Origin of the sequence: Chloroflexus sp. MS-CIW-1 (assembly GCF_030444705.1) — a bacterium.
Lineage (GTDB): Bacteria > Chloroflexota > Chloroflexia > Chloroflexales > Chloroflexaceae > Chloroflexus.
Map to the genome: position 1 here is coordinate 1,438,476 of NZ_JAUBWR010000001.1, position 21,264 is coordinate 1,459,739.

Below are 21,264 nucleotides of genomic sequence, written 5' to 3' on the forward strand. Positions count from 1 at the left end.
GTGGTATGTGAACGAACGACGTAAGTGGTGGGCGCTAGCGGCAGTTGGTAGTGGCGTATTAGTTTCGACCATTGACGGCTCGATTGTCAATATTGCCCTTAATACCCTCGTGCAGGCATTTGGCAGCAATCTGAACATCGTGGAGTGGGTTGTCCTGGGTTATCTGCTGACCCTTGCATGCAGCCTCTTGATTATGGGGCGACTGGGAGATATGTACGGCAAGCGGCGGATATACCTGATCGGATTTGGCCTTTTTACCGTCGCTTCATTGCTCTGCGCAACTGCTCCTTCGATAACAGCACTGATTGCCTTTCGGGTTCTGCAAGGTATTGGAGCCGCAATGATCCAGGCCGTCGGTCCGGCTCTGCTGGTAACGGCTTTTCCTGCTCACGAGCGTGGGTTGGCGCTGGGAGCCATCGGTTCATTTGTTGCTGCCGGTATTCTGATTGGTCCTGCTTTAGGTGGGATTCTGCTGCGCTATGTTGGTTGGGAAGCGATCTTTTTCGTAAATTTGCCCATTGGCATCATTGGCTGGTGGCTAACGATACGTGCGATTGCTCCCGATCAAACGACACGACCCGGACAGCGGTTCGATCTGGTTGGCGCGTTCCTGATGGCGGCTGCCTTGTTCTTCCTGTTGTTGGGGCTAACTGAAGGGCCGATATGGGGCTGGCGTGATGCGCGAGTTATTGGTCTCTTTGTTGCCGCACTGATGGGTGGTGTGCTCTTTGTCTTCTGGGAATTGCGTTACCCGCAGCCGATGTTGCAATTGCGTATCTTCCGGCGTCTCGCCTTTTCGCTTAATTTGCTGGCAGCTCTGGTGCTTTTTCTAGGCATTTCATTCAATTTACTACTCACCCCTCTCTTTTTTCAATTGGTGTATCAATTCGACCTCCAGCGAACCGGTTTTATGCTGATGTCTCTGCCCATAGCACTGTCGCTGACCTCGCCGATCAGTGGTCGGCTGTCAGATCGGTTTGGTTCGAGAGTATTGACGATCGCTGGCCTGATTGTAACCGGACTGGCATTGTTGGGCTTAAGCTTCAGCACGCCAACAACACCGCTTCCGCAGATGGTGGGCTTTCTGGTGTTGCTCGGGATTGGAGTAGGCTTGTTTCAAAGTCCGAATAACAGTACGATATTAGGAAATGCTCCTCCAGAAGCGTTAGGGGTCGCGAGTGGATTGCTGGCGGTGGTGCGTACTGTCGGCCAAACTGGTGGTATTGCTCTGGCTGGAGCAGTATGGGCTTCACAAGTCTTTGCCTTAAATGGTGCTCCGGTCACACCGATTACGGCTGCTCCGCCAACAATCCTGGCCGGTGGCTACGATGTGGCAATGCGTGTTGCCGCGCTGATCGCCACTCTGGCAATTGTTCCATCGCTGTTCGGTGGTCGGGCATTACAACGCCAGCTCGTGCCGGTGAAACAGCCGGTAGCCGATTAAGAGGGAGGGAATGCAGACCCGAAAGACCCATGAGCTTTCTCTGTGGTCTCTGTGGTGACGATCATTACAGTAACGAGTATGGGTATGGAGGATAGCAGATGAGCAACATTGTGTGGCGTGCTACAAAACCGCTCATTGTGATCGGTGGAATTGTCCTGCTCTGGATCACGATGCTCGGCCTGAGTGGATGTAGTACGGCGCCATTGCTAGGAGAGGTTGTGGTAACTGCCGAACGTTACAGTCCAGGGCGTGATACCCCGTTAGCGATCCAGTATCAGGTTGGGCGAGCGGCTCTGGTCGATATTTACATCCTTGATGCTGCCGGTCAACGGTATGAACTGCGTCGATCACAACCACGAGCAGCAGCATCTGATCCCTACATATTGCGCTTCGATGGGAGTGTACCGACTGATGATCCCCAAGTCTTGCGCCGTTTGTTACCTCCAGGTCAATATACCTTGGTGGTGGCAGCACGGGCCGCTGAAGGTACTGCCAGCGACGAGCGACGGCTTCCCTTGATCATCGATGGGGAACCAATTGAACCACCTGAAATCGAAAATTTGATGGTCTGGCCACCGGTTATTTCTCCTAATGCCGATGCGATTGATGATGTCGCCGAATTCACGTACCGATTACCGGTTAGTGCGACGATCAATATTGAGGTTATGGCGCCAAATGGCGAGATCATTCCGGTTGTGACCCGCGAAGAGGAAGGCCCCTACGAGCAGCGTCATGTCTGGAACGGCAAGCGACCCAACGGTTCGCTGCTTGAGGCCGGTGTTTATACCTACACGGTACGGGCTGAAGACACCTTTGGGAATGTTGTCCAGCGCCAAGGCCAGATCACTTTGGTCGATGTCGGTCAACCAGAAGCACGGATCGTCTACTCGATGATTGCGCCCCAGCGGGTGATGCTGGGTGAAGTTATTACCGTCACTATTCGGGTGCGCAATACCGGTACCGTTCCCATTCGCACCTACGGGCCACCGAGCGGCTACGAATATACGACCGATGAGGTCTTCTCTTCGGTCGAAAATGGGATTTACGCTGCTCAGGCTGGTGGTTTCTGGCGTGTGGGAATGGATTGGGATGCTAACAGTGGTGGTGGCCCAAAGCGATACCCGTACCGCTGGGCTATTTCACCCCGTCCACCCGAAGCGTGGGCGCAGCCCTTCGTCGAAGATTTTCTCTACCCTGGTGAGGAGGCCGAGGTTATTGGGCGAGTGCGTATTTTACAGCGCGAAACACGGATGGGCTTCTACGTCGGGCTAATTCAAGATGGAGTAGGCTTCTTTCAAGATCGGACCGGGCGCACGATCATTGATGTTGGCTTCTGAAGTAAAAGAACAGGACACCCTCCATCACCGAGGATGTCCTGTCCATGGGAGGTACTTCTGGTTAGCGGTCGGCAACTTTAAAGGTCGCGCTGCCTATCGACAGCAGATCGCCGTGGTTCAGCCGTTGGCGAGAATTGATCCGCTGACCATTGAGGGCAACCAGAGCACTATGGTCGAGTGGTGTCACAAACCATCGCTCAAGTGCCTGGGCAATCTCAGCATGGCGCTCTAGCACTTGCCGATCATAAAGCACAATGTCACACTGACGGGCACTGCCAATCACCATGCTACGCCGATTGACCACAATCTGTTGTCCGGTTCGCGATCCGGACACGCCGATGAGGGTAAGTTCTCGGCTCATAGCGGCCTCCAATGAACATAACTAGTGCGATACAACGATATAGCCTTATGATTCTCATTAAAATCTCATTTGTCAAGAGTGACCTTTGGGCTATTGCAGAATGTCTGTTATCGAGCACGATAGAGAGCAGATCACATTACCTGGGGTGCCTCGTTACGTCGGGAAATCTGCCATCCCATCAGGGAAGGAGCACGCAATGACGAAATCAGCAATCCAACGGGTGCGCATATACTTGAATGGCGAGGATTGGGCTGGTGATCGACCGTTGTACAAAGCAGTGCTTGCCATTTTGCGGCAGAGTGGCGCAACCGGCGCGACAGTGTTGGCTGCATTAACCGGCTTCGGGCCACAACGTCAGGTTGCGCCAGAAGCTGAACGTCAGCCAATAGTTATCGAGTGGGTTGATTCGGTTGGGCGAATTAAACGTCTGTTACCGTATATCAGCGAGCTTGCACCGCGTGCGCTGATCACGGTTGAGCCGGTGGACGTAGCGCAGGGCATCTTGCGCCCAAGTGGGCCATTTGATGTTGAGATGGTGTCTGAACTGATGCAGCAACCGTCTAGGATCATCACACCTGACACTCCACTGATTGAGGTGTTAGAGCATTTTGTAGCCGGTCGCAGCGAATTGTTACCGGTGATCGACAATGATGCTGTGATTGGCGTTATTTCTCCTCGCGAGCTGGCATGGCGGGCCGGGTTGCGCCTGGCGCCGGAACTGCTCAAGGTATTAGAACCAGCAGAGGGCACAGCAGTGCTAGCGTCGTTGAAAGGCCGTACCGTTGGCGAAATTGTGAATCGTGATGTGCGGGGTGTTGCACAGACGACGCCGATCACGCAGGCACTGGCAGTGATGATCGAGTGGGGGTATACCCAGATGCCGGTGGTTGATGAACAGGGGCGGCTCGTTGGGATGTTTGGTCACCACGAAATCTTACAGGCAGCGGCACAACAGTCAACCTCCACCGAGCAGGGTGAAGTGCGGGTACGTATGGTCATGCAGGCGGCTACTGCCCGAGTTGCGCTTGGTCAATCGCTGGCCACAGCTCTGGCGATCTTAATCACTGCACCCGGTCACGTGGCATTTGTAGTTGATGATCAGCAACGGCTGGTCGGTGTGTTACGACTCACGCGGGTGTTGTCGTATGTGCAAGGTGATGAACGGAACCTGCTCCTGGCGGCATTACGTCGTACTCAGCCAATGCCGGTTACTGCTCTACCCGGTGCCCGGCAAACGATAGATGAACTGGTAGAGCCGTCACTGCCGGCGGTTGCACTTGATGCCGGGTTGAGCCTGGCTGCGCAGCAATTGTTAGCCCATCAGGCTGAACGATTACCGGTGGTTGATCCCGATGGCCGACTATCGGGTATAATCGCACGTGGGGCCTTGATCAGGGCCTTACTACAACAATAGTAGGAATGAAAAGCTATGGCTGATCGTGTTTTAATCACCGGAGGCGCCGGTTTTCTGGGGATCAATCTCACCCGTTACTTACTGGCGCGCGGGTATCTTGTCCGTTCGCTCGATATTGCTCCTTTCGATTATCCCGAACGCAATCAGATCGAAGAGCATACCGGCGATATTCGCGACCGGGCAGCGGTAGACCGGGCAATGAAAGATGTGCGCTTTGTAGTTCATACCGCAGCCGCTCTCCCACTCTATTCACCGGCTGACATCTTCTCAACCGACATTGACGGTACACGCAATGTCCTCGAGTCGGCGCGTGAGCACGGCGTTGAGCGGGTGGTCCATATCTCCTCAACGGCAGTGTACGGCATTCCCGATCATCATCCACTGTTGGAGACCGATCCGCTCAGTGGTGTTGGCCCTTACGGCGAGGCGAAGGTCAAAGCCGAAGAGCTGTGTCTCGAATTTCGCCGGGCCGGAATGTGTGTTCCGATTCTCCGCCCGAAATCGTTCGTTGGTCCCGAACGGTTAGGCATCTTCGCTATGCTGTACGATTGGGCGATGGATGGGCGGAACTTCCCCTTGCCGGGAAATGGCAAAAATCGCTATCAGTTGCTCGATGTTGAAGACCTCTGTGAGGCAATTGTTCTTTGCCTACGCCTTGATCGCGATCGGGTCAACGATACCTTCAACATCGGTGCAAAAGAGTTCGGAACCATCAAAGAGGATTTTCAAGCAGTGCTCGATGCTGCGGGTTATGGTAAGAAGATTATTACCTTTCCGGCAGCACCAATGGTCTGGGCTTTGGCGATTCTGGAAAAACTGAAATTATCGCCAGTCTACAAATGGGCTTACGGTACCGTTACCGAAGACTCGTTTGTGTCGGTAGAAAAGGCCGAGCGGGTATTAGGCTTTACACCAAAATACTCGAACAAAGAGGCACTGGTGCGTAATTTCAAATGGTATGTCGAAAATGCGCATAAGTTCGGTCAGCAGACCGGTGTATCGCACCGTGTTCCCTGGAGTCAGGGTATCTTGCGCTTTGCAAAGCTGTTCTTCTAGGTAGTGCAAAACGTCTTCCTGATGCTCTGCATAAGTCGACCACTCTTTGCTAGTGCAGTCGGGGTCGGATACCTTCCAGAGTTCAAGGCCGGGCGGTAGATGCGGAGCGGGTTCGACGTTTCTGATTTTCGGTGGTGTTTGATACACCGATGATGTAGGGGTTTCTGGAATTTTCAGTTTTGGGTTACATTCACTAACCAGAGCGGAGCAATGACGACGAACGTCACCTAGGTGTGCGGGCCTCCGGCCCGCATCTTACGGTGGCAGCAATGGAACCCGCATCCGTCTCAGGAGCATGCCGGCAGGGCGGGTCTGGAACCCAACCCTACAATGCGCTGAAAGCATGATCAACGTGAGCACGGAGGCTTAACCGTAGACCAAGTTGCAACGGGGAGCTGCGCGGCTCTTATACAATTCTGTCGAAACGAACCGTGTATCATCCGGCCAAACGTTTGCAGCAACAATCCCATCGATTCACTGCCTTCCGTGCGCTAACGCATGAGTTTAGTAGGATTAGAAACAGGTCGCACAGCCAAGATTGGTATAAGAGCGTGTCTGAATATTCCCTTATCGTGTTATCTGCTCCACCTCCCCCTTGTTCTCCCAGAATGAGAGCGGAAGGGGTCTCATACCAATCCTGTCTGTGCAAATCGTGAATCATCCTGCCGATGCCTCTAGTACCCCCCGCAAGCGAGGGGGTAGGGGGATAGGGGGTAGAAGGGTGCAAGCTGGGAGAGAGGGAGATGGGATAGCTGGCGGAAAGTGGCATCGTTCGTCCATACAGCGTGATCCAGAGGTTAGGATACACGGTTTTCACGAACGGGATTGGTCTTAGAGAAAGGTGAGGTCGTCAGGTGCGCGATACCGCTACCTGTTGCTAAGCATAAGCGGATAACATCTCAGCGTGTGTCTGGATATTGCTTTTGGCACATAGGGGGTAGGTGAATTATGGACTGCTGAGGCGGTTTCAGCGTCTATGCTGCGGAACACGCCTGACGGCCCTCACCTTCCCCCTCGCCCCCTTCCTCTCCCACACGGGGAGAGGAAGGGGGAACGCGGGGTGCTGGCGCGAAAGAATATTGACAACCTCCCAAATGGTTGCCCAGGCACGGTACGCGCCCGATGAGAAATCCGGGTTTTTGATCGGGCTCTCAGAGCGTGATCAAAAAAACTAGGTTTCTGAACCGGCTCATATCGTGTGTATGTTCCTATTGCGTAGGTGCAGTGCACGAACCGCACCTACGTTATTGTCGTGTAAGCGTTTCGTCGCGTTGTCATGCCGCAGGTGGTCATTTCTCATTCGCGGCTACGTTTGGGCGCCGATGGGGATCACACCGACCACGCAGCGTCGTGCCGCTGATGGTACAGGTGCGGTGCAGACGGTGGCGACGGTGTCAGGACGGCAATGGCGGGACGGCCTGTTGATACGGTTGATGCGGGCAATACGGGTGATCCGATTGGCGCCGACGGTGGCGATACGAACGATATTGGCGACGCCGAACCCGTCGGCGAGGGAATATGACCATCATCCGGCATCGGAACAATGATCTGGGCATCACGTCAGGTCGAATGCGCGGGATTCCATCGCGTCACGTTGAACTGAAGATGGGTTTCTGAATCACACTCTAAGGTCAGTGCACCTGGTACTCCTTTATCCCCTACCTCATGATCTCTGCTTCCAGCAAACAGAAGGTAGCTTTGACAAACCAATATGCTACCTGTACCGACGTTCGTTGTTACGGTCGGTCATTCTGCTGCTGGGGAAACCATTCATCGCCAGTGCAATCCCATCTTGCAACGTCGCACGGGTCTCGAAGACACTTAAATCTGCGCCAAGACTGACCAGCGTCTGTGCGACTTCAGGGCTGATCCCCGTCAACACCACCTGAGCACCAAGCAGACGTACTGCCCGTGCTGCCCGAATCAGAGCATCGGCGATAAAGGTATCGACCGTCGTTACACCGGTGATGTCAATGATCACAATCTCGGCCCCACGGGCAGCAACCCCTTCTAATAAGGTCTCGATAATCATCCCGGCGCGGCGTTGATCAATTGATCCCACTAGTGGCAACGCTACCGCCTGATCGCTAATCGGCACCAACGGCGTGCTCAACTCACGTAATGCCCGCTCTTGGGCAGCAATAATCTCTTCCTGCATCTGAAGGCGCTCAAACTCAATCGCCTTAATATCGCTGATGTTCTGCATCATCCCGACCATCCGGGCCGCCTTACCGTCAGGCCCGACCAGAAAGTAGCCACGGTCGAGAATCCATACATACGAGCCGTTCTTATGGGCAAAGCGATACTCAATGTCGTATTCACTCAAACTGGCCTCTGCTTCGCCTAGCAAGCGAACGGCCCGTTCACGATCTTCGGGATGGATGAGCGCTTCCCATTGCGCAATTCCTCCATCAAGCTCGTTGATCGAGCGTCCACACACGTGTTCTGTTTCACCACTCCAGGTAATGTTGCCGGTGGCGACATCATAGTCGTAAATCATTAGACGTAGTGCCCGCACAAGCATTGCGTAACGATGACGAAGATCGTTAAGTTCGCGGAGCAGACTCTGAACGTCTATTGACATAATCATTCCCTTCTTTATACCGACGGGCTGATGCCGTAGTTGTTGGGCAACACGGCTATGGCTGATTGTAGGAGAAGGTGTCGTAAACTGTCAATCTTCCCCTACGCCCGCCCATACACCGGTATCGCCGCTCCGCTAATAATTCTGGCGGCAGGGCTAACCAGAAAATGGATCACATCGGCAATCTCAGCGGGTTTGACCCACACCTCATAATTTGCTTTCGGCATCGCTGCACGATTAGCCGGTGTGTCGATCACGCTTGGTAAGACAGCGTTGACCGTGATATTGTGCGGACGTAGCTCAACTGCCAGGGCTTCAGTTAATTGCAAAACGGCCCGCTTCGCTGCGGCATAAGCAGCCAGGTTGGCACCAGCTTGCGTGGCGGTGCGACTGCTGACGTTAACGATGGCGCCGCCACCGCGAGCGATCAGATGTGGGATGGCTGCCGCACACGAAATAACGGCCGTTTTCAGATTAATGTCAATCTGTGATTGCCAGAGTTCCCACGAGGTCTGATGTACCGGCTCACCACCGGCAAAGCCACCAGCGGCGTTTACCAAAATATCAATGCCACCGTGATCATTGGCAATCGTCGCGTATGCCGAGCGCGTTGCCGGTTCGTCGGTGAGATCGAGCTGGATGCCGATCACCGCCGGCAATCGTTCTGCCAGACGTTGAAAGGCATCTTGATACACGTAGGGGATTATAACAGTAGCACCAGCCATTAGCAGACGCTCTACCACCGCAACGCCTAAGCCGCCGGTACCACCGGTAACAATCGCAACTTTTCCTGCCAGATCCATACCGCTGCCTTTCGTGAATACAAACAACTCTGGCGCACAACAACGCCAGAGTTGCCTCTATGCCCAGACAAACGGAGAGCATCCCCTGCCGGCAACCTCATCGTTACCCATTTCAGTATGCCTTACTGCATTAGCAGGTCGAAATGCGGTCGTCCATCATCGCCGCCTAGCCGACGCAGGCCGCGCTGAATGGCGCGGGCAGCACCTTCACCGATCCAGAACGTCAGTACTGAACCGACGAGCAGGCCTATTGCACTACCAAGCGCTGCCCCACTGGCGAACAGAACAAACCGTTTACGCCGCGACGCTGCTCTGCGTCGTGCAGTCTCCTTGCCCATACGTTTCCTCACTGTACTACAACCACCGGTATCGCTTTGCTCCAGAGACGCTCTAACCGGTAGTATTCACGCTGGTACTGGCTAAAAATGTGTACCACAATATCGCGGTAGTCGAGCACAACCCAGCCAGTGTCAGCACTGCCTTCCATCCGCGGGTTTAACCCGTGCTCAATTGCAATCTTCTCGTCAACGTGGTCGATGATCGCGCGCATTTGTCGGTCGTTATCGGCGGTGCAGATGATAAAATAATCGGCAATCGTTGTCTGCGAGCGAATGTCAAGCAGGATAATATCGTGTGCCTGCTTGTCTTCGACCAGCTCGACGATGCGGCGAGCAATCATTCCGGTCTCGATAGTTCTCTCCTCCTGTGTTCGTGAATGTGTTTGCTTGAATCCTAACATATTTGACGCACCTTGTAAAACTATTATACCAGGATCGTAAGGCTCATGGGTAAAATTGTGTCAAACTATCCGGCAGCGGTGAGGAGAGAAGGTGGAAGAGAAATGTGGGTAGGAGCAGCAGTTTCCTGTTTCGACCGTGGTCTGCGGCCAGGCCACTCGTTGGTGCGCCGATCAGTGTCGTCGGCGCACGGTAGGAGCGGGTTCTAATCTTCCACACGCTTCGGGGTAAGAGAGATGGAGACGTGTGGGAAGGAGGAAGGGTATGAACGACACGGTAGAATTATCAATCGGTCACTCACGGCTCGAATTAGTCGCGGGCGATATTGTGACCCAGCATGTTGATGTGATTGTGAATGCAGCGAATGAGCAGTTGCTACAGGGTGGTGGTGTGTGCGGCGCTATTTTCCGTTCTGCCGGTCCTGTTGAGCTACAACAGGCCTGCGCTGCGGTGGCGCCGTGTCCAACCGGGCAAGCCCGGATCACACCAGGATTTGCGCTTAAGGCCCGCTACATTATTCACGCGGTCGGGCCGATCTTTCAACACTATCCGCCAGAAGAGGCCGATCGATTGTTGATCAGTGCTTACCGCTCAAGTCTGGCTCTGGCTCGTCAGTATGGTCTGCAAAGTATTGCTTTTCCCAGTATCGCAACCGGTATTTATGGCTTTCCGGTTGATCGAGCTGCACCGCTGGTATTACGTGCGATCATTGATGATTTGCAAACACATCAGACGCCGACGCTGGTACGCATGGTGTTGTGGCACGATACGTTCCCGGTCTATCGTGATGCGCTGATGCAGATTCGGGCCAGGATGCAATCACAAGGGCGGGATCAATCTGTGTAGCGGTGATGGTAGTGCCAAACTCCTTCCCGCAGTTGGCATGGATGTTGCTGCGTGCTACGTGACCGAATTGTCGGCAAGCGGATCGCTCTTTGGGCTGCTGAAGCTACGCTTCAGCAGTCTACAGCACTCTCACCTTGTTCAGGTTACCATCGTTCTAGCCACGCATTTTAGCGGTGAAACCCATGTTCCACTCACCAAACGCAGGCGTCAGTGCGAGGAAGGCGGTGAACAAAAGGGATTGGTGTACGCCGCAGTCAGTATGATGCTACCAAGTGCTGAGTAACTGCATTGGCATAAGTGCATTTAGCACCTGCGAATCGTGCAAGCCTTTAACTGGCGGATGCAAGAGACGTGATGCCATAGGCGCGGCCACGCCATTTTCAGATTTGATAACAGTCAGAGCTGCAACCAATTGGTAGAACTTTCGTCAAATTGACAGAATGAATAAACATACTCGTTATGACCTGGCTAGAAGGAGCCGATACATGCAGACTCGACTTACACGTAGCAGCACTGATCGTATGATTGGGGGCGTTTGTGGCGGATTAGCGCGCTACTTTGCGGTTGATCCGGTGATTGTTCGCCTGATCTTTGTGCTAGTCTTTTTCATTAATGGGATTAGCCTGCCAATCTACCTGGTCTTATGGTTGATTATGCCGAAGGATACACCACCTACTCCTTCTATGCCGACTGCTGCTGGTGCGATGCCGGTAAACCAGGAGGTCTTTGTTGGTCAGAGTCAAGTGGGTGGGCAGGCGCGTGTTGGGTACGCGCCCGATCCCTCGTATCGCTTTGACCCGCTTACCGGGCAGCCGATTGGTGGGCCGGCCACCGGCGAGACGGTTCAGCTTTCACCACCGCCATCACGCCGTCGTAATTGGAGTTTACTCGGTATGATCTTGATAGGGGTAGGTGGTATTATCTTGCTGGAACAGTTGGGTGTTAACCTATCGCTGCTCTTCCCACTGTTATTGATCGTTGCCGGGCTGGTTTTGTTACGGCGGAGCCGCTGAGTGCAATAATAGGGACGGGTTTAGAATCCGTCCCTGTTGTTCAGATGCCGGGCAACCATCGTTGCAAATGGCTGAAGAACATAAGTGCCGGTTCAGAGCACACCTGCCAGGGCGGCAATGCCTATCGCAATAACAGCGCCGCCGATTGAGCTAATCAGGTTGACCAGATCGTTATCCATCCAGCGCCAGCCGCGAAGGAAGCGATTAGGTGTTCCATCGCGGGCGATCCGACGTTCGGTCTCACGCCCGTCGGGGTAGACATAAATCGCCTGTACCGTTGCGCCGAGCAGACTGTCAAACAGTGCGCCGCCCAATCCACCGAGTAATCCTGCCACAATCATCCACCAGGGAAGGGAGCCGCCGGGTAACGTTAGCCAACTGAACAGAAACATCGTTATCCCAATCAACAATCCACCTGCTGCGGCTGCGGTCGTACCCATGAGTGTCACTCCACCTGACGTACCTGGTGGAACAGGTTGGCGAGTCGTAATCAGGCGTGGCTGATGCGGGCTTAACACCCCTAGCTCGGTCGCCCAGGTGTCAGCGGTTACCGTTGCCATCAGACCGACAAATGCCGCCAGGAGGGCTGGAGGCTGATTACCCAACGCATACGCAACTGCACATAACGCACCTAGTCCACCATTGGCAATTGTCTGAAAAAAGTCGCGCCGTCCACCTTTAGCAAACTTTTCTGCTGCACGTCGTTCTTTAATCGATTCTTTGTAGTGTGAGAGGATACTGCTGCTGACGAAGAAGACGATGAGGGTCAGACCCCAGGGCCAACCGCCAAACCCAAACGTGAGTGTTCCAACCAGTATCGCACCCAACCAGCCACTTTCACTCAACGAACGCCGGGCAAAAGCAATCCCGCCGATCACAATGCTGAGCACGAACCCAAGACCGATCTGCATAAGGTCAATCATAGTCTCCCCCGACCCATCTGCCGGAGCGGTATAAAAAAGATCGCAGAGCACCTATGAGCAGGTACTCTGCGATTATACCAGAGATAGGGAGTTACAATGATTACGCAGCGGCGCGTGCTAAAACTGTCTGCCGCGTCTGTTTGGCAACACCACGCAGTGCTGTTTCAAGATCGGAACCTAACATGTCTGCTACAGTCTTTTCAGGTACAAATGAGGCCATAGCACCGAGCAGTGGTTTCAGATCAATGCCCATCACCACCTGAACGTCTGTACCGTTGATTGCCGGACTGATTACCCAGCGTGTCTCAACAGGCAGAGGTGTGCGAACGGTGAACACAATCTCGCGATTATCTTGCCATGTTAAGTCGCCTTCGCAGCGAATGGTTCCGAACAGGCCACCCATCGACATATGGGTGACAAGCTTTGCATGACGGGCAACATCGTCACGGTCGTGTAACTCGGTCTTCTGAACACGTGGCAAAATTTGGCCGATCAGGGATGGATCAGAAAGTGTAGTAAATACTTGCTCAGGGGTTACACCTTCAATGTGGCAGCGCCGTCCTACTTTAATCATGAGATTCTCCTATCTCTGGTTTGTTAATGCTTTGCACAGTTATCATACCATCTTTGCACAGCAATGTCAATAGTTTTATACATATCAGTTCTGCGAGCGATGATGTTCCGCGCAACTGGCTTGGTTGCTTCCATAGACGAATGAAATAAGAGGCAACCATCACTGATGGTAGGCGTTTCGTGGCAGTAATGGCCGTCACCGTGCCGGTGCAAGCGGGTGTTCAACGCTCTTCATTCCACTACTGGAAAGTAGAGGGGATACGGGGAGATGGCTCCTCTTCACAGTAGAGCAATGAAAACGCTGCAAACTCCTGTCCATCTTGAACACGGAAGAGGTTACAGCGAATGTATGTCTATAGACCGTGCTATGTGAATATCAATGTATGAGTGCAAACAGTTTGCACTCACTGCGGTGGATGATACTGATGCAGGGGGAGAGCATGCTGTATATCTCTAATTAGTTAATAATACCACAGACCGGCGCGACTGTCAAGGTTCCATTGGTTCAGAATCGGGGGTAGGAGCATGTTGCATTCCTTCGTTCCAATGCATCAGGCCTAACGCCATGAGGCTCAGAATAGCAAAGCCGACCGCTAGCGGTGTTGTAGTGCCATTGTACGATTGACCGATAACTGCGCTCAGTGCAATAGCGACAAAGGTGGAAAGCGAACTCACAACGGCTGCGCCAACACCGGCAATATGGCCGAGCGGTTCCATCGCCAGGGCGTTCATGTTGCCGAAAAGAATCCCCATACAGAAAAAGCATGGGATGAGATACGCCATCAACATCCACAGCTCCGGCTGTCCGTTGGTTACCAGTGTTGTGCCGGCAAAAAGAATAGTCAGTCCACACAGTGCAAAGAGCGCCATCTTTACCAGCAGGTGCATTCCGTATCGCATTACCAGCCGCCCATTGACGAACGAGGCCAGACCTATTGCCAGGGCATTGATGGCAAAGAATAGTGGAAAGAGTGACCCCAGTGCATACTGGATTTGAAATATCTGCTGTGCTGAGGCGAGGTAAGCCTGAAGCATAGCTGCTACTGTTCCAGCCATCAGCGTATAACCGAGGACAGTAGGATTGCGGATGACTTCGTGCAAGGCACGACTCATCCGCCTTACCGACAACGGAGCCCTTCGCTGCGGTGCGAGGGTCTCTGGCTGCCGTATCCCAAACCAGATCAGTGATACAACTCCTATCCCTAGCAGAAAGACGAAGATGGTTCGCCACGCGGCAACGAGTAGGATGGCCTGGCCTAATGCTGGGGCAATGATTGGTACCACGATGAATACGACCATCATAAATGACATCACCCGTGCCATTTCTCGCCCGGCAAAGCGGTCGCGGATCAGTGCGATAGAAACACCTCGCGGCCCGGCCGCCCCCAATCCTTGCAGGAGACGCCCGGCTAACATCATGGGGAAATTGACCGCCAGAATCGTTAGTAACGAACCTAGCCCAAAGACAGCATACCCCAGGTAGATCGCCGGTTTGCGCCCGGTGCTATCTGAAAGTGGTCCATATACTAGTTGACCTATCGCTAATCCTGCAAACACCATTGTGACCACCAGTTGGTTGGCGTTTGCGTGTGGCGAACCGAGGTCGGTGCCAATATCGGCCAGTGCGGGAAGCATTAAGTCGATGGAGAGGGCAACCAGTGATGTCATGAGCGCCATTATGGCAATGAATTCGCCAATGTGCGGCCCGGATTCTGGTTTGGGTGATGACATAATCGAGTGTTCCTTTGCTTTGCTTCTTTTCGAGCATTATCGCGTTTGTTCGTGATTTTGACAAGTCAATCATTGGTTTGTCATTTGTCGTCAACCATGGTGTGTACAACGGGCATCACATTGGCCTTTCAGCCATTGGCATACCTCAGCCCTACTGCGTTCCAATGAGTACGGGTAAAGGATGACCTTCGTCTCTCGAAACAGAGATGACTCCACTGCAAAAAGGTGATCTTTCCACCACAGAGACCACGGAGATCGCAGAGACGAAAGATAATGTTATCGTTCATTGAACAGAGGGTTGTGAACATTTTTCTTCCATGCGCTCTTTATTCATAAACCTTGCACGCTCTGTGTACGCTGTGTGCTCCGTGGTGAGTTTTTGCAGTGCTCTCAGAAATGTTTTGGATAGGCTCGCAGTCTCTGGTATGGAAGGAGTGTTCTGGTATAATCTGCACAGCCGGGTTTATACAACCAGATTCTGAATATTATGTCAGCGATTGAAATTGTTCGTGCGCAACCGCACGATGCTGCGACGCTCAAGTTTATTGCGGTAGCAGCAAAAAGTTACTGGGGGTATCCCGAACACCTTATCGCCGCATGGGCAGCTTCACCGATTATCTCACCGATGGACATTGCCCGTTCATCGGTCTACGTAGCTTATAACGCTCAGCAAGCGATTGGATGGTATCGGTTGCTTACGGATCGTTCACCTGCGATCCTTGAAGACCTCTGGGTTATTCCGCCGTGGATCGGTCGCGGAATAGGACGAGCGTTATTTGAGCACGCTATTGCTCAATGTCATGCTCATGGTGTAACCCAGATGGAACTGGATGCTGATCCGAATGCCGTGGGTTTCTACCTGCGGATGGGTGGTCGGGTTGTTGGCGAACGTATCTCGGAGTGGCAGCGACTGGTACCACGAATACGCTTTGATCTAGCGCCGTTGCGATAGCGTTCGCTCAGGTTGTGGTCGTCTTGGTCGGGATGGGCAAGTGTACCAGGAACCTTATGCGTCACGGTAGGGCAATGTTCTTCTCATTTCCCGAAAATCAGGTTGAGCAAGGGGCGTGTATGCGGCAATGGTTCCGGATCGGCGTACAGCCGTTTGAGATCGGCAAATGTATCAACATCGTACCACGGCGCGAGCAGGGTAGTACGCAGACCGAGTTGTCTAGCGATAACCAGTGTATCGTGCAATACCGTCGGTGTGCTCATAACAACGTTGGTGAACAGGGTCGGTATTGGTCGACGTAAACCCACCAGATAGTAGCCGCCATCATCGGCTGGCCCTAACACCAGATCGGCGCCGTTCGTGAGGGCGGCAAAGGCCTCTTCAATGTATGCCCCAGGGAGTGTCGGGCTATCGCTTCCAATGATGACGATTGCCGGCGCGCCTTCGTCGAAGAGATCGGTGGTGATAGTAGCGAGCCTTGCGCTCAGATCAATACCACGCTGGGGACGGCGGGCAATGTCGGGGGCAAGTGCAGCGAAATAATCGCCAGCCGTGTCTGGGGTGTACGCAATGAGAGGGTGCACTGCCGGTATACGACGTAACAATTCGACCAGATCGTGCAAGAAGGCTGTATAAAGCATCACTGCCTGCTCTGGGGTCAGTGGTGGGCAAAGACGAGTTTTGACCCTCCCGACTTCAGGCCGGCGCGCCATCATCACAAGAACCGGCAAGTCATGGCGGCTCCCGTTAAATAGTGCATGAGAAGGATTCATCACAGTTGCTGTTCTTCATCTCGTGCCACGAACAAAGATATCGGGCCAGGGTCGAAAGCGGGTGAAGAATAACTCACGGCGCTCTTGACCATTGGTATCGGTCACGATTCGATAGATCGAAATATCACGACCACCGCGTGCGACATCGGTCTGGCGCAACGTACCGCGTGGTAACGATGGATCATCAATGTACACCGGCTCACTTGGCGCTCGCACCTCGTTCGCAATGATTGGGCCTTCGATCCGCACCTTTCGCTGAGGACGGGTACCGTACAGTTGGACGACCAATACCTGCGCTTGCTCGTCAATACTGGTCTGCATCAACAGCCAGTGACCAGTGTCGTTCACGAACTTGAGGTCTTGTACGCCGGTGAATATAGCCGCATCGAGACCCTGACCATCGCCGTTAGGGCCGAGACCAAAGCGGTCGTACCAACTGATGTAGAACGAATGCGCGTGACGTTCGGTAATCGGAAGGCCGGCCCAGAAGGCGGCCCGGAACACGGTTGTACTTACCTGACATACTCCCCCGCCCCATTCGAGTTGGGTTCGATTGCCGATAATCGCGTAACCCTCGACAAAACCATTTTCCGCGTTCACTTCGCCTAACTGGCGATTGAAAGAAAATTCTTCACCTGGTGCAATGAGCACACCATTCATACGGGCGGCGCCGGCGCGAATGTTGGTAATTCGATACGGTGCTGAACCGGCAAAACTGCTGCGTCCTTCAGCCACTAGTTCGACAATGCCAAGACTATCGAGCGTTTCGGCGGTAATGTGGGGTTCGATCCGTTCAACTGGTAAGGCGAGCGTGCGCGTTATCAGTGATGGTTGCATGAGAAGATTGGCGATAGCCGTCACTGCATCGGTCTGGCGCAGCCGTCGTCCGGCCTGGCCTTCGGCTACAATTCGCAGCCGTCCATCGCTGAAGCGCAGCCGTGGTTCAGCCGTTCCGGTATCTATGAATTGCGCTAATCCCTCCACCGCACGGATCAGGCGTTCGGTGTGTACCTGGATCGTCAACTGACCATTAACGGGAGTCACCTGGAGTAATTCAGCCAGACGTTCTGGTGTCCAGATGATAGTCTGGTCTTCTACCTTCAGTTCGAGCGGGCTACGCAACAACTGATCGGCAATTTGTTGGGCAATCACCAGATCAGTATCATCAATCAGAGGCGCGAGCTGACGAGTACGCACCACGACGGTTTGGGGTTGAAATTGCTGGATCGCCAGCAGCACATCATTTGCTGTGGCATCGATCAACAGTTGCGTGCCAGGCCGACTTGGTTGACCAACGACTCGGGCATCGGCCAGGCTAAGGACGGCGTCGGTTGGCATCTGCTCAATTTGCGGAGCCAGACCTAGTAAATAACGCTGAGTCTGGGCGAGATCGACGGTCAGGCGGGGTGTCAGATCGATACCTTCGCGCCAGAGCAGCCAGAGTTCATACGCACGAGTAAACGGATCGCCGCTGCGCCCAAGGGTAAAAGCGTTATTCACGAGCTGTTCAATATCGAAGGTGACCCCCAAATCGGTAAGGGTCGGTCGCCAGCTACGGTCACGAAATGTAAGGGTTACCGGTTGCTGTTCAAATGTACGATAGCGTTGGCGCAGCTCGATGATTAAATCGGCGCGCGAATAGCCGCCGACCGGTTCACCCCGTATCGAAACCCCCGGCAAGATGATGTCAGGGTAGATGACATCAACAGCGTAGATGATACCGAGGGGAAACGCGACAACGCAAAAACTCACGATCACAAACCAGTTCCATAGAGGTGTACGTCGCCGGTGACGTACTGGTCGGCGCGTTCGCGGTCGGCGTGGCGCTTCCGGAGTTCGTTCTTCATCAGCAGAGGTGAGACCTTGCCTGACCCGGCGGCGATAGATAGGACCATATTCCTGGTAATAGCGATCGTTCGGCATATGATTGTTTACTGGGCTCATTGTGAGATACGGCCATTGTACAAAATCCCGCTCATTACGACAAGTGACCGGTTTGACAATTTGCCAAGGTTGTTGTATATTTTCAGCGGGCCTCTAGCTCAATTGGCAGAGCAGTTGACTCTTAATCAATCGGTTGTGGGTTCGAGTCCCACGGGGCCCACCACTATGACACCGGTGCAAAACCGGTGTTTTTGATTCAAGCAGTGACTTTGAACCGGGTTGCGCTGCACCTGGATGCACAATGAGACGCCGATGAGCAACTGTACTACGGCGTCTCAATCTGTACAAACCGCTGTTCGGTGAGGTTCGTTCCTAATCAACCAGGGTCGCAATCGTTACGCCATCGCCACCGTCGCGACCACCGCTACTAAACGAGGCCACCAGCGGATGACTGGCAAGAAGTTCACGTACAACCTGTCGTAAGGCACCGGTACCTTTGCCGTGAATCAAACGGACTTGATGCAAACCGGCGAGATAAGCGTCGTTGAGATAGCGATCCAGGCGGGTACTTACTTCCGACGCCCGCCAGCCGCGTATGTCAAAGGTCATTGATACATCGGGTGGTGCGGGAAGCTGAACGTCTCGTTGCGATGGCGTAAAGCGTTGATCAGTTGCAGACTGTCCCTTGGCAGGTTTCAATTCGTTACGGTTAACGGTCATGCGGAAGCCGCCTACCTGCACGGTAGCCGTATTGTCTTCCTCGTCGATGGCAACGATCTCGCCGCTTAGCCCGATTGAAGTGACATGTACTACATCGCCAACGCGAAGTGGTCGTTCGGTTAGTGGTGGCGCTACTGGCGTTGCCTGCTGACGCAGGTGATCTATCGCCTTCTGCGCCTGCTCAGCCGTAGCCGCTAGCCGCTTCTCTGCCTCTTCCAGCCACTGACGTGACAGGTTTACGGTACGGAACTCTTCGCGTAACCGCCGTAATTGCTGTCGCACCTCGCGCAGTTCAGCTTCAATCTCTTGACGTACAGCAGCGAGTGCCGCTTCGCGTTCGGCAGCAAAGGCCTGTTGTTCAGCAGCCAACCGATCACGATAGCGCTCGGCGTCGATCCGTAGCTCTTCAGCGCGTTGCAGTTCAGCAGCAGTAGCAGCCCGTTCACGCTGAATCCCGGCCAGCAAGTCTTCAACCTGTGCCTCTTTGCGGTCAATGTATGACCGGGCCTGTTCAATGAGTACCGGGTCTAGCCCTAACCGTGCTGCAATTGCCAGCGCGTTTGAACGACCAGGGATGCCGATATTCAAGCGATAGGTGGGCGCCAGGGTTTCGACATCAAACTCAACCGATGCGTTCTGAACACCCGGCGTAGCATACGCAAATGCCTTTAATTCAGCGTAATGCGTGGTCGCAATGCCCAACACCCCCAATTCGAGCAGGCGGCCAATGATCGCTCGCGCCAGGGCAGCACCCTCAACCGGATCGGTACCGGCGCCTAGCTCGTCGAAGAGTACCAGTGCTGCCGGTCGATGATTCTCGAACAGTTGATGATCGTCACTGATGACCGGTTCCTGTTGGGCAGTCGCTAATGTGTTCAGCACACGAATGATATTTGCCATATGCGACGAGAAGGTACTAAGGCTCTGTTCGATGCTCTGCTCGTCGCCAATGTCAGCAAAAATGTATTGAAAGACCGGCAAACGCGACGGTTGCGCCGCAGGTATCTGCATACCGGCTTGTGCCATCAGCGCGAGCAGGCCGGTCGTTTTCAGCGCCACTGTTTTGCCACCGGTATTAGGGCCGGTGATCAGCAACAGTGAGAACTCGCCTCCCAACCAGAGATTGATTGGTACGACCTTCTCAGGGGGGAGCAATGGATGGCGGGCGCCAGTCAGGTACAATGGTGGCTCGGTAGATGGTGGGTTATCGGGTCGCCAGTCTACGATTTCGGGGGCAGTGCTGTTAGTAGCAATCGCATAACGAGCCAGTGCAAAAGCCAGATCAATCTTTGCCAGCGTATCAACCGTGCTGCTAATCAAACTGGCTGCTGCACCAACCTGCTCTGATAAAGTCGCCAGGATACGCTGCACCTCTTCGGCTTCAGCCGACTGCAATTCACGCCAGCGGTTATTCAATTCAACAATAGCTAGCGGCTCGATGTAGAGCGTAGCCCCCGACCCCGACTGATCGTGCACCAGGCCGCGTACTTCACGGCGATGGCTGGCCTTCACCGGAATCACATAGCGACCGTTGCGTACCGTGATAATTGGTTCCTGAAGCGCACCGGCCAGGGCACTGGAATGGATCATACTTTGCAGCCGCTCTTGCAAACGGTTAAAAGCGATGCGGACTTCCTGGCGTAACCGGGCAAGCGTAGAGCTGGCGCTATCCACAACCTGACCATCCTCGTCGATAGCGCGCTCAATCGCGTCGATCAACGATGGCAATGGCGGTAGAGTATGAGCCAGATCGATCAAGAGGGGAAAGCGTGCATCGAGGCGACTCAACCGTTGACGGACGAACGCCGCACTCTGCAAGGTTGTTGCCACCTCACGGAGGGTCGTTCCGTCAAGAATACCGCCACGGGCAGCGTGAAGTGCTGCCCGTCGCACATCGCGGGCACCACCAATGCTCAACTCTGGCCACTCTTCTAGCAACAAACGGGCCTCAGCCGTAAGCGCCTGCCGTCGGCGGACTTCATCCGGATCGGTGGCCGGAGTCAGACTTAAGGCCAGTTCACGCGAGGCCGAAAAAGCGGTATATTGCGCTAGACGGTTGCGTATAACGTCGAATTCAAGTGTGATGAGCGTAGATTCCGGGATCGACATACCA

18 protein-coding genes and 1 tRNA gene are annotated in these 21,264 nt (G+C 54.0%); 8 read left to right on the forward strand and 11 right to left on the reverse strand.

The features are described from left to right. Nucleotides 1–7 precede the first annotated feature (7 nt). Nucleotides 8–1,444 carry an MFS transporter gene (locus QTO31_RS05695; RefSeq protein ID WP_301428401.1) on the forward strand — a complete coding sequence of 479 codons (1,437 nt, stop codon included), beginning with the start codon at nucleotides 8–10 and terminating at the stop codon, nucleotides 1,442–1,444. A gap of 98 nt (nucleotides 1,445–1,542) precedes the next feature. Continuing rightward, nucleotides 1,543–2,781: a hypothetical protein gene (locus QTO31_RS05700; protein ID WP_301428402.1), complete on the forward strand. Its 1,239-nt coding sequence runs from the start codon at nucleotides 1,543–1,545 to the stop codon at nucleotides 2,779–2,781. A 61-nt stretch (nucleotides 2,782–2,842) separates the two neighbouring features. Here QTO31_RS05700 and QTO31_RS05705 read toward each other — a convergent pair whose 3' ends face one another. Further along, nucleotides 2,843–3,142, reverse strand: a complete 300-nt coding sequence (locus tag QTO31_RS05705) for an FHA domain-containing protein (protein ID WP_031458122.1) — start codon at nucleotides 3,140–3,142, stop codon at nucleotides 2,843–2,845. Nucleotides 3,143–3,338: 196 nt separating this feature from the next. On the opposite strand from QTO31_RS05705, the gene QTO31_RS05710 reads away from it, so the two are divergent. Beyond that, nucleotides 3,339–4,556, forward strand: a complete 1,218-nt coding sequence (locus QTO31_RS05710; protein WP_301428403.1) for a DUF190 domain-containing protein — start codon at nucleotides 3,339–3,341, stop codon at nucleotides 4,554–4,556. A gap of 15 nt (nucleotides 4,557–4,571) precedes the next feature. Beyond that, complete coding sequence (locus QTO31_RS05715) at nucleotides 4,572–5,612, forward strand: NAD-dependent epimerase/dehydratase family protein (RefSeq protein WP_031458120.1); 1,041 nt, start codon at nucleotides 4,572–4,574, stop codon at nucleotides 5,610–5,612. Between the two features lie 1,714 nt (nucleotides 5,613–7,326). On the opposite strand, the gene QTO31_RS05720 is transcribed toward QTO31_RS05715, so the two are convergent. From QTO31_RS05720 to rsfS, 4 genes are all read right to left on the reverse strand, one after another. Then, complete coding sequence (locus tag QTO31_RS05720) at nucleotides 7,327–8,196, reverse strand: PAS domain-containing protein (protein ID WP_301428404.1); 870 nt, start codon at nucleotides 8,194–8,196, stop codon at nucleotides 7,327–7,329. 101 nt (nucleotides 8,197–8,297) lie between these two features. Beyond that, entirely contained in the window at nucleotides 8,298–8,999 is a 702-nt protein-coding gene (locus QTO31_RS05725) for an SDR family NAD(P)-dependent oxidoreductase (protein ID WP_301428405.1), read from the reverse strand. Between the two features lie 122 nt (nucleotides 9,000–9,121). Continuing rightward, nucleotides 9,122–9,337 (reverse strand): hypothetical protein, encoded by a 216-nt coding sequence (locus QTO31_RS05730; RefSeq protein WP_028458358.1) that lies wholly within the window; start codon nucleotides 9,335–9,337, stop codon nucleotides 9,122–9,124. 8 nt (nucleotides 9,338–9,345) lie between these two features. Continuing rightward, nucleotides 9,346–9,678, reverse strand: coding sequence for a ribosome silencing factor (rsfS, locus tag QTO31_RS05735; RefSeq protein WP_031458117.1), 333 nt, complete (start codon nucleotides 9,676–9,678; stop codon nucleotides 9,346–9,348). A 322-nt stretch (nucleotides 9,679–10,000) separates the two neighbouring features. Between rsfS and QTO31_RS05740 the strand changes: the two genes are divergently transcribed. Both QTO31_RS05740 and QTO31_RS05745 read left to right on the forward strand, forming a co-directional pair. Further along, entirely contained in the window at nucleotides 10,001–10,582 is a 582-nt protein-coding gene (locus tag QTO31_RS05740) for a macro domain-containing protein (protein WP_031458116.1), read from the forward strand. A gap of 485 nt (nucleotides 10,583–11,067) precedes the next feature. Next, nucleotides 11,068–11,595: a PspC domain-containing protein gene (locus QTO31_RS05745; RefSeq protein WP_031458114.1), complete on the forward strand. Its 528-nt coding sequence runs from the start codon at nucleotides 11,068–11,070 to the stop codon at nucleotides 11,593–11,595. 92 nt (nucleotides 11,596–11,687) lie between these two features. Here the strand turns inward: QTO31_RS05745 and QTO31_RS05750 are convergent, their stop codons facing one another. The 3 genes from QTO31_RS05750 to QTO31_RS05760 all read right to left on the reverse strand — a co-directional run bounded on the left by QTO31_RS05750 (nucleotide 11,688) and on the right by QTO31_RS05760 (nucleotide 14,822). Further along, nucleotides 11,688–12,518, reverse strand: a complete 831-nt coding sequence (locus QTO31_RS05750; protein WP_031458113.1) for a DUF92 domain-containing protein — start codon at nucleotides 12,516–12,518, stop codon at nucleotides 11,688–11,690. Between the two features lie 100 nt (nucleotides 12,519–12,618). Further along, on the reverse strand, nucleotides 12,619–13,092 hold the full coding sequence (locus tag QTO31_RS05755; RefSeq protein WP_031458112.1) for an SRPBCC family protein: 474 nt from the start codon (nucleotides 13,090–13,092) through the stop codon (nucleotides 12,619–12,621). Nucleotides 13,093–13,580: 488 nt separating this feature from the next. Then, the gene (locus tag QTO31_RS05760; RefSeq protein ID WP_031458111.1) at nucleotides 13,581–14,822 is read right to left on the reverse strand and encodes a multidrug effflux MFS transporter; all 1,242 of its coding nucleotides are present in this window, start codon (nucleotides 14,820–14,822) and stop codon (nucleotides 13,581–13,583) included. Between the two features lie 487 nt (nucleotides 14,823–15,309). On the opposite strand from QTO31_RS05760, the gene QTO31_RS05765 reads away from it, so the two are divergent. Continuing rightward, entirely contained in the window at nucleotides 15,310–15,774 is a 465-nt protein-coding gene (locus QTO31_RS05765; RefSeq protein ID WP_301428406.1) for a GNAT family N-acetyltransferase, read from the forward strand. A gap of 83 nt (nucleotides 15,775–15,857) precedes the next feature. On the opposite strand, the gene QTO31_RS05770 is transcribed toward QTO31_RS05765, so the two are convergent. Together QTO31_RS05770 and QTO31_RS05775 are read right to left on the reverse strand one after the other, a co-directional pair. After that, nucleotides 15,858–16,547 (reverse strand): TIGR04282 family arsenosugar biosynthesis glycosyltransferase, encoded by a 690-nt coding sequence (locus tag QTO31_RS05770; RefSeq protein ID WP_301428407.1) that lies wholly within the window; start codon nucleotides 16,545–16,547, stop codon nucleotides 15,858–15,860. 15 nt (nucleotides 16,548–16,562) lie between these two features. After that, complete coding sequence (locus QTO31_RS05775; protein WP_301428408.1) at nucleotides 16,563–18,470, reverse strand: VanW family protein; 1,908 nt, start codon at nucleotides 18,468–18,470, stop codon at nucleotides 16,563–16,565. A gap of 108 nt (nucleotides 18,471–18,578) precedes the next feature. Here QTO31_RS05775 and QTO31_RS05780 point away from each other — a divergent pair. Then, nucleotides 18,579–18,654, forward strand: a tRNA-Lys gene (locus QTO31_RS05780). A 149-nt stretch (nucleotides 18,655–18,803) separates the two neighbouring features. On the opposite strand, the gene QTO31_RS05785 is transcribed toward QTO31_RS05780, so the two are convergent. Next, nucleotides 18,804–21,260 (reverse strand): endonuclease MutS2, encoded by a 2,457-nt coding sequence (locus QTO31_RS05785; RefSeq protein WP_301428409.1) that lies wholly within the window; start codon nucleotides 21,258–21,260, stop codon nucleotides 18,804–18,806. Between the last annotated feature and the right edge of the window lie 4 nt (nucleotides 21,261–21,264).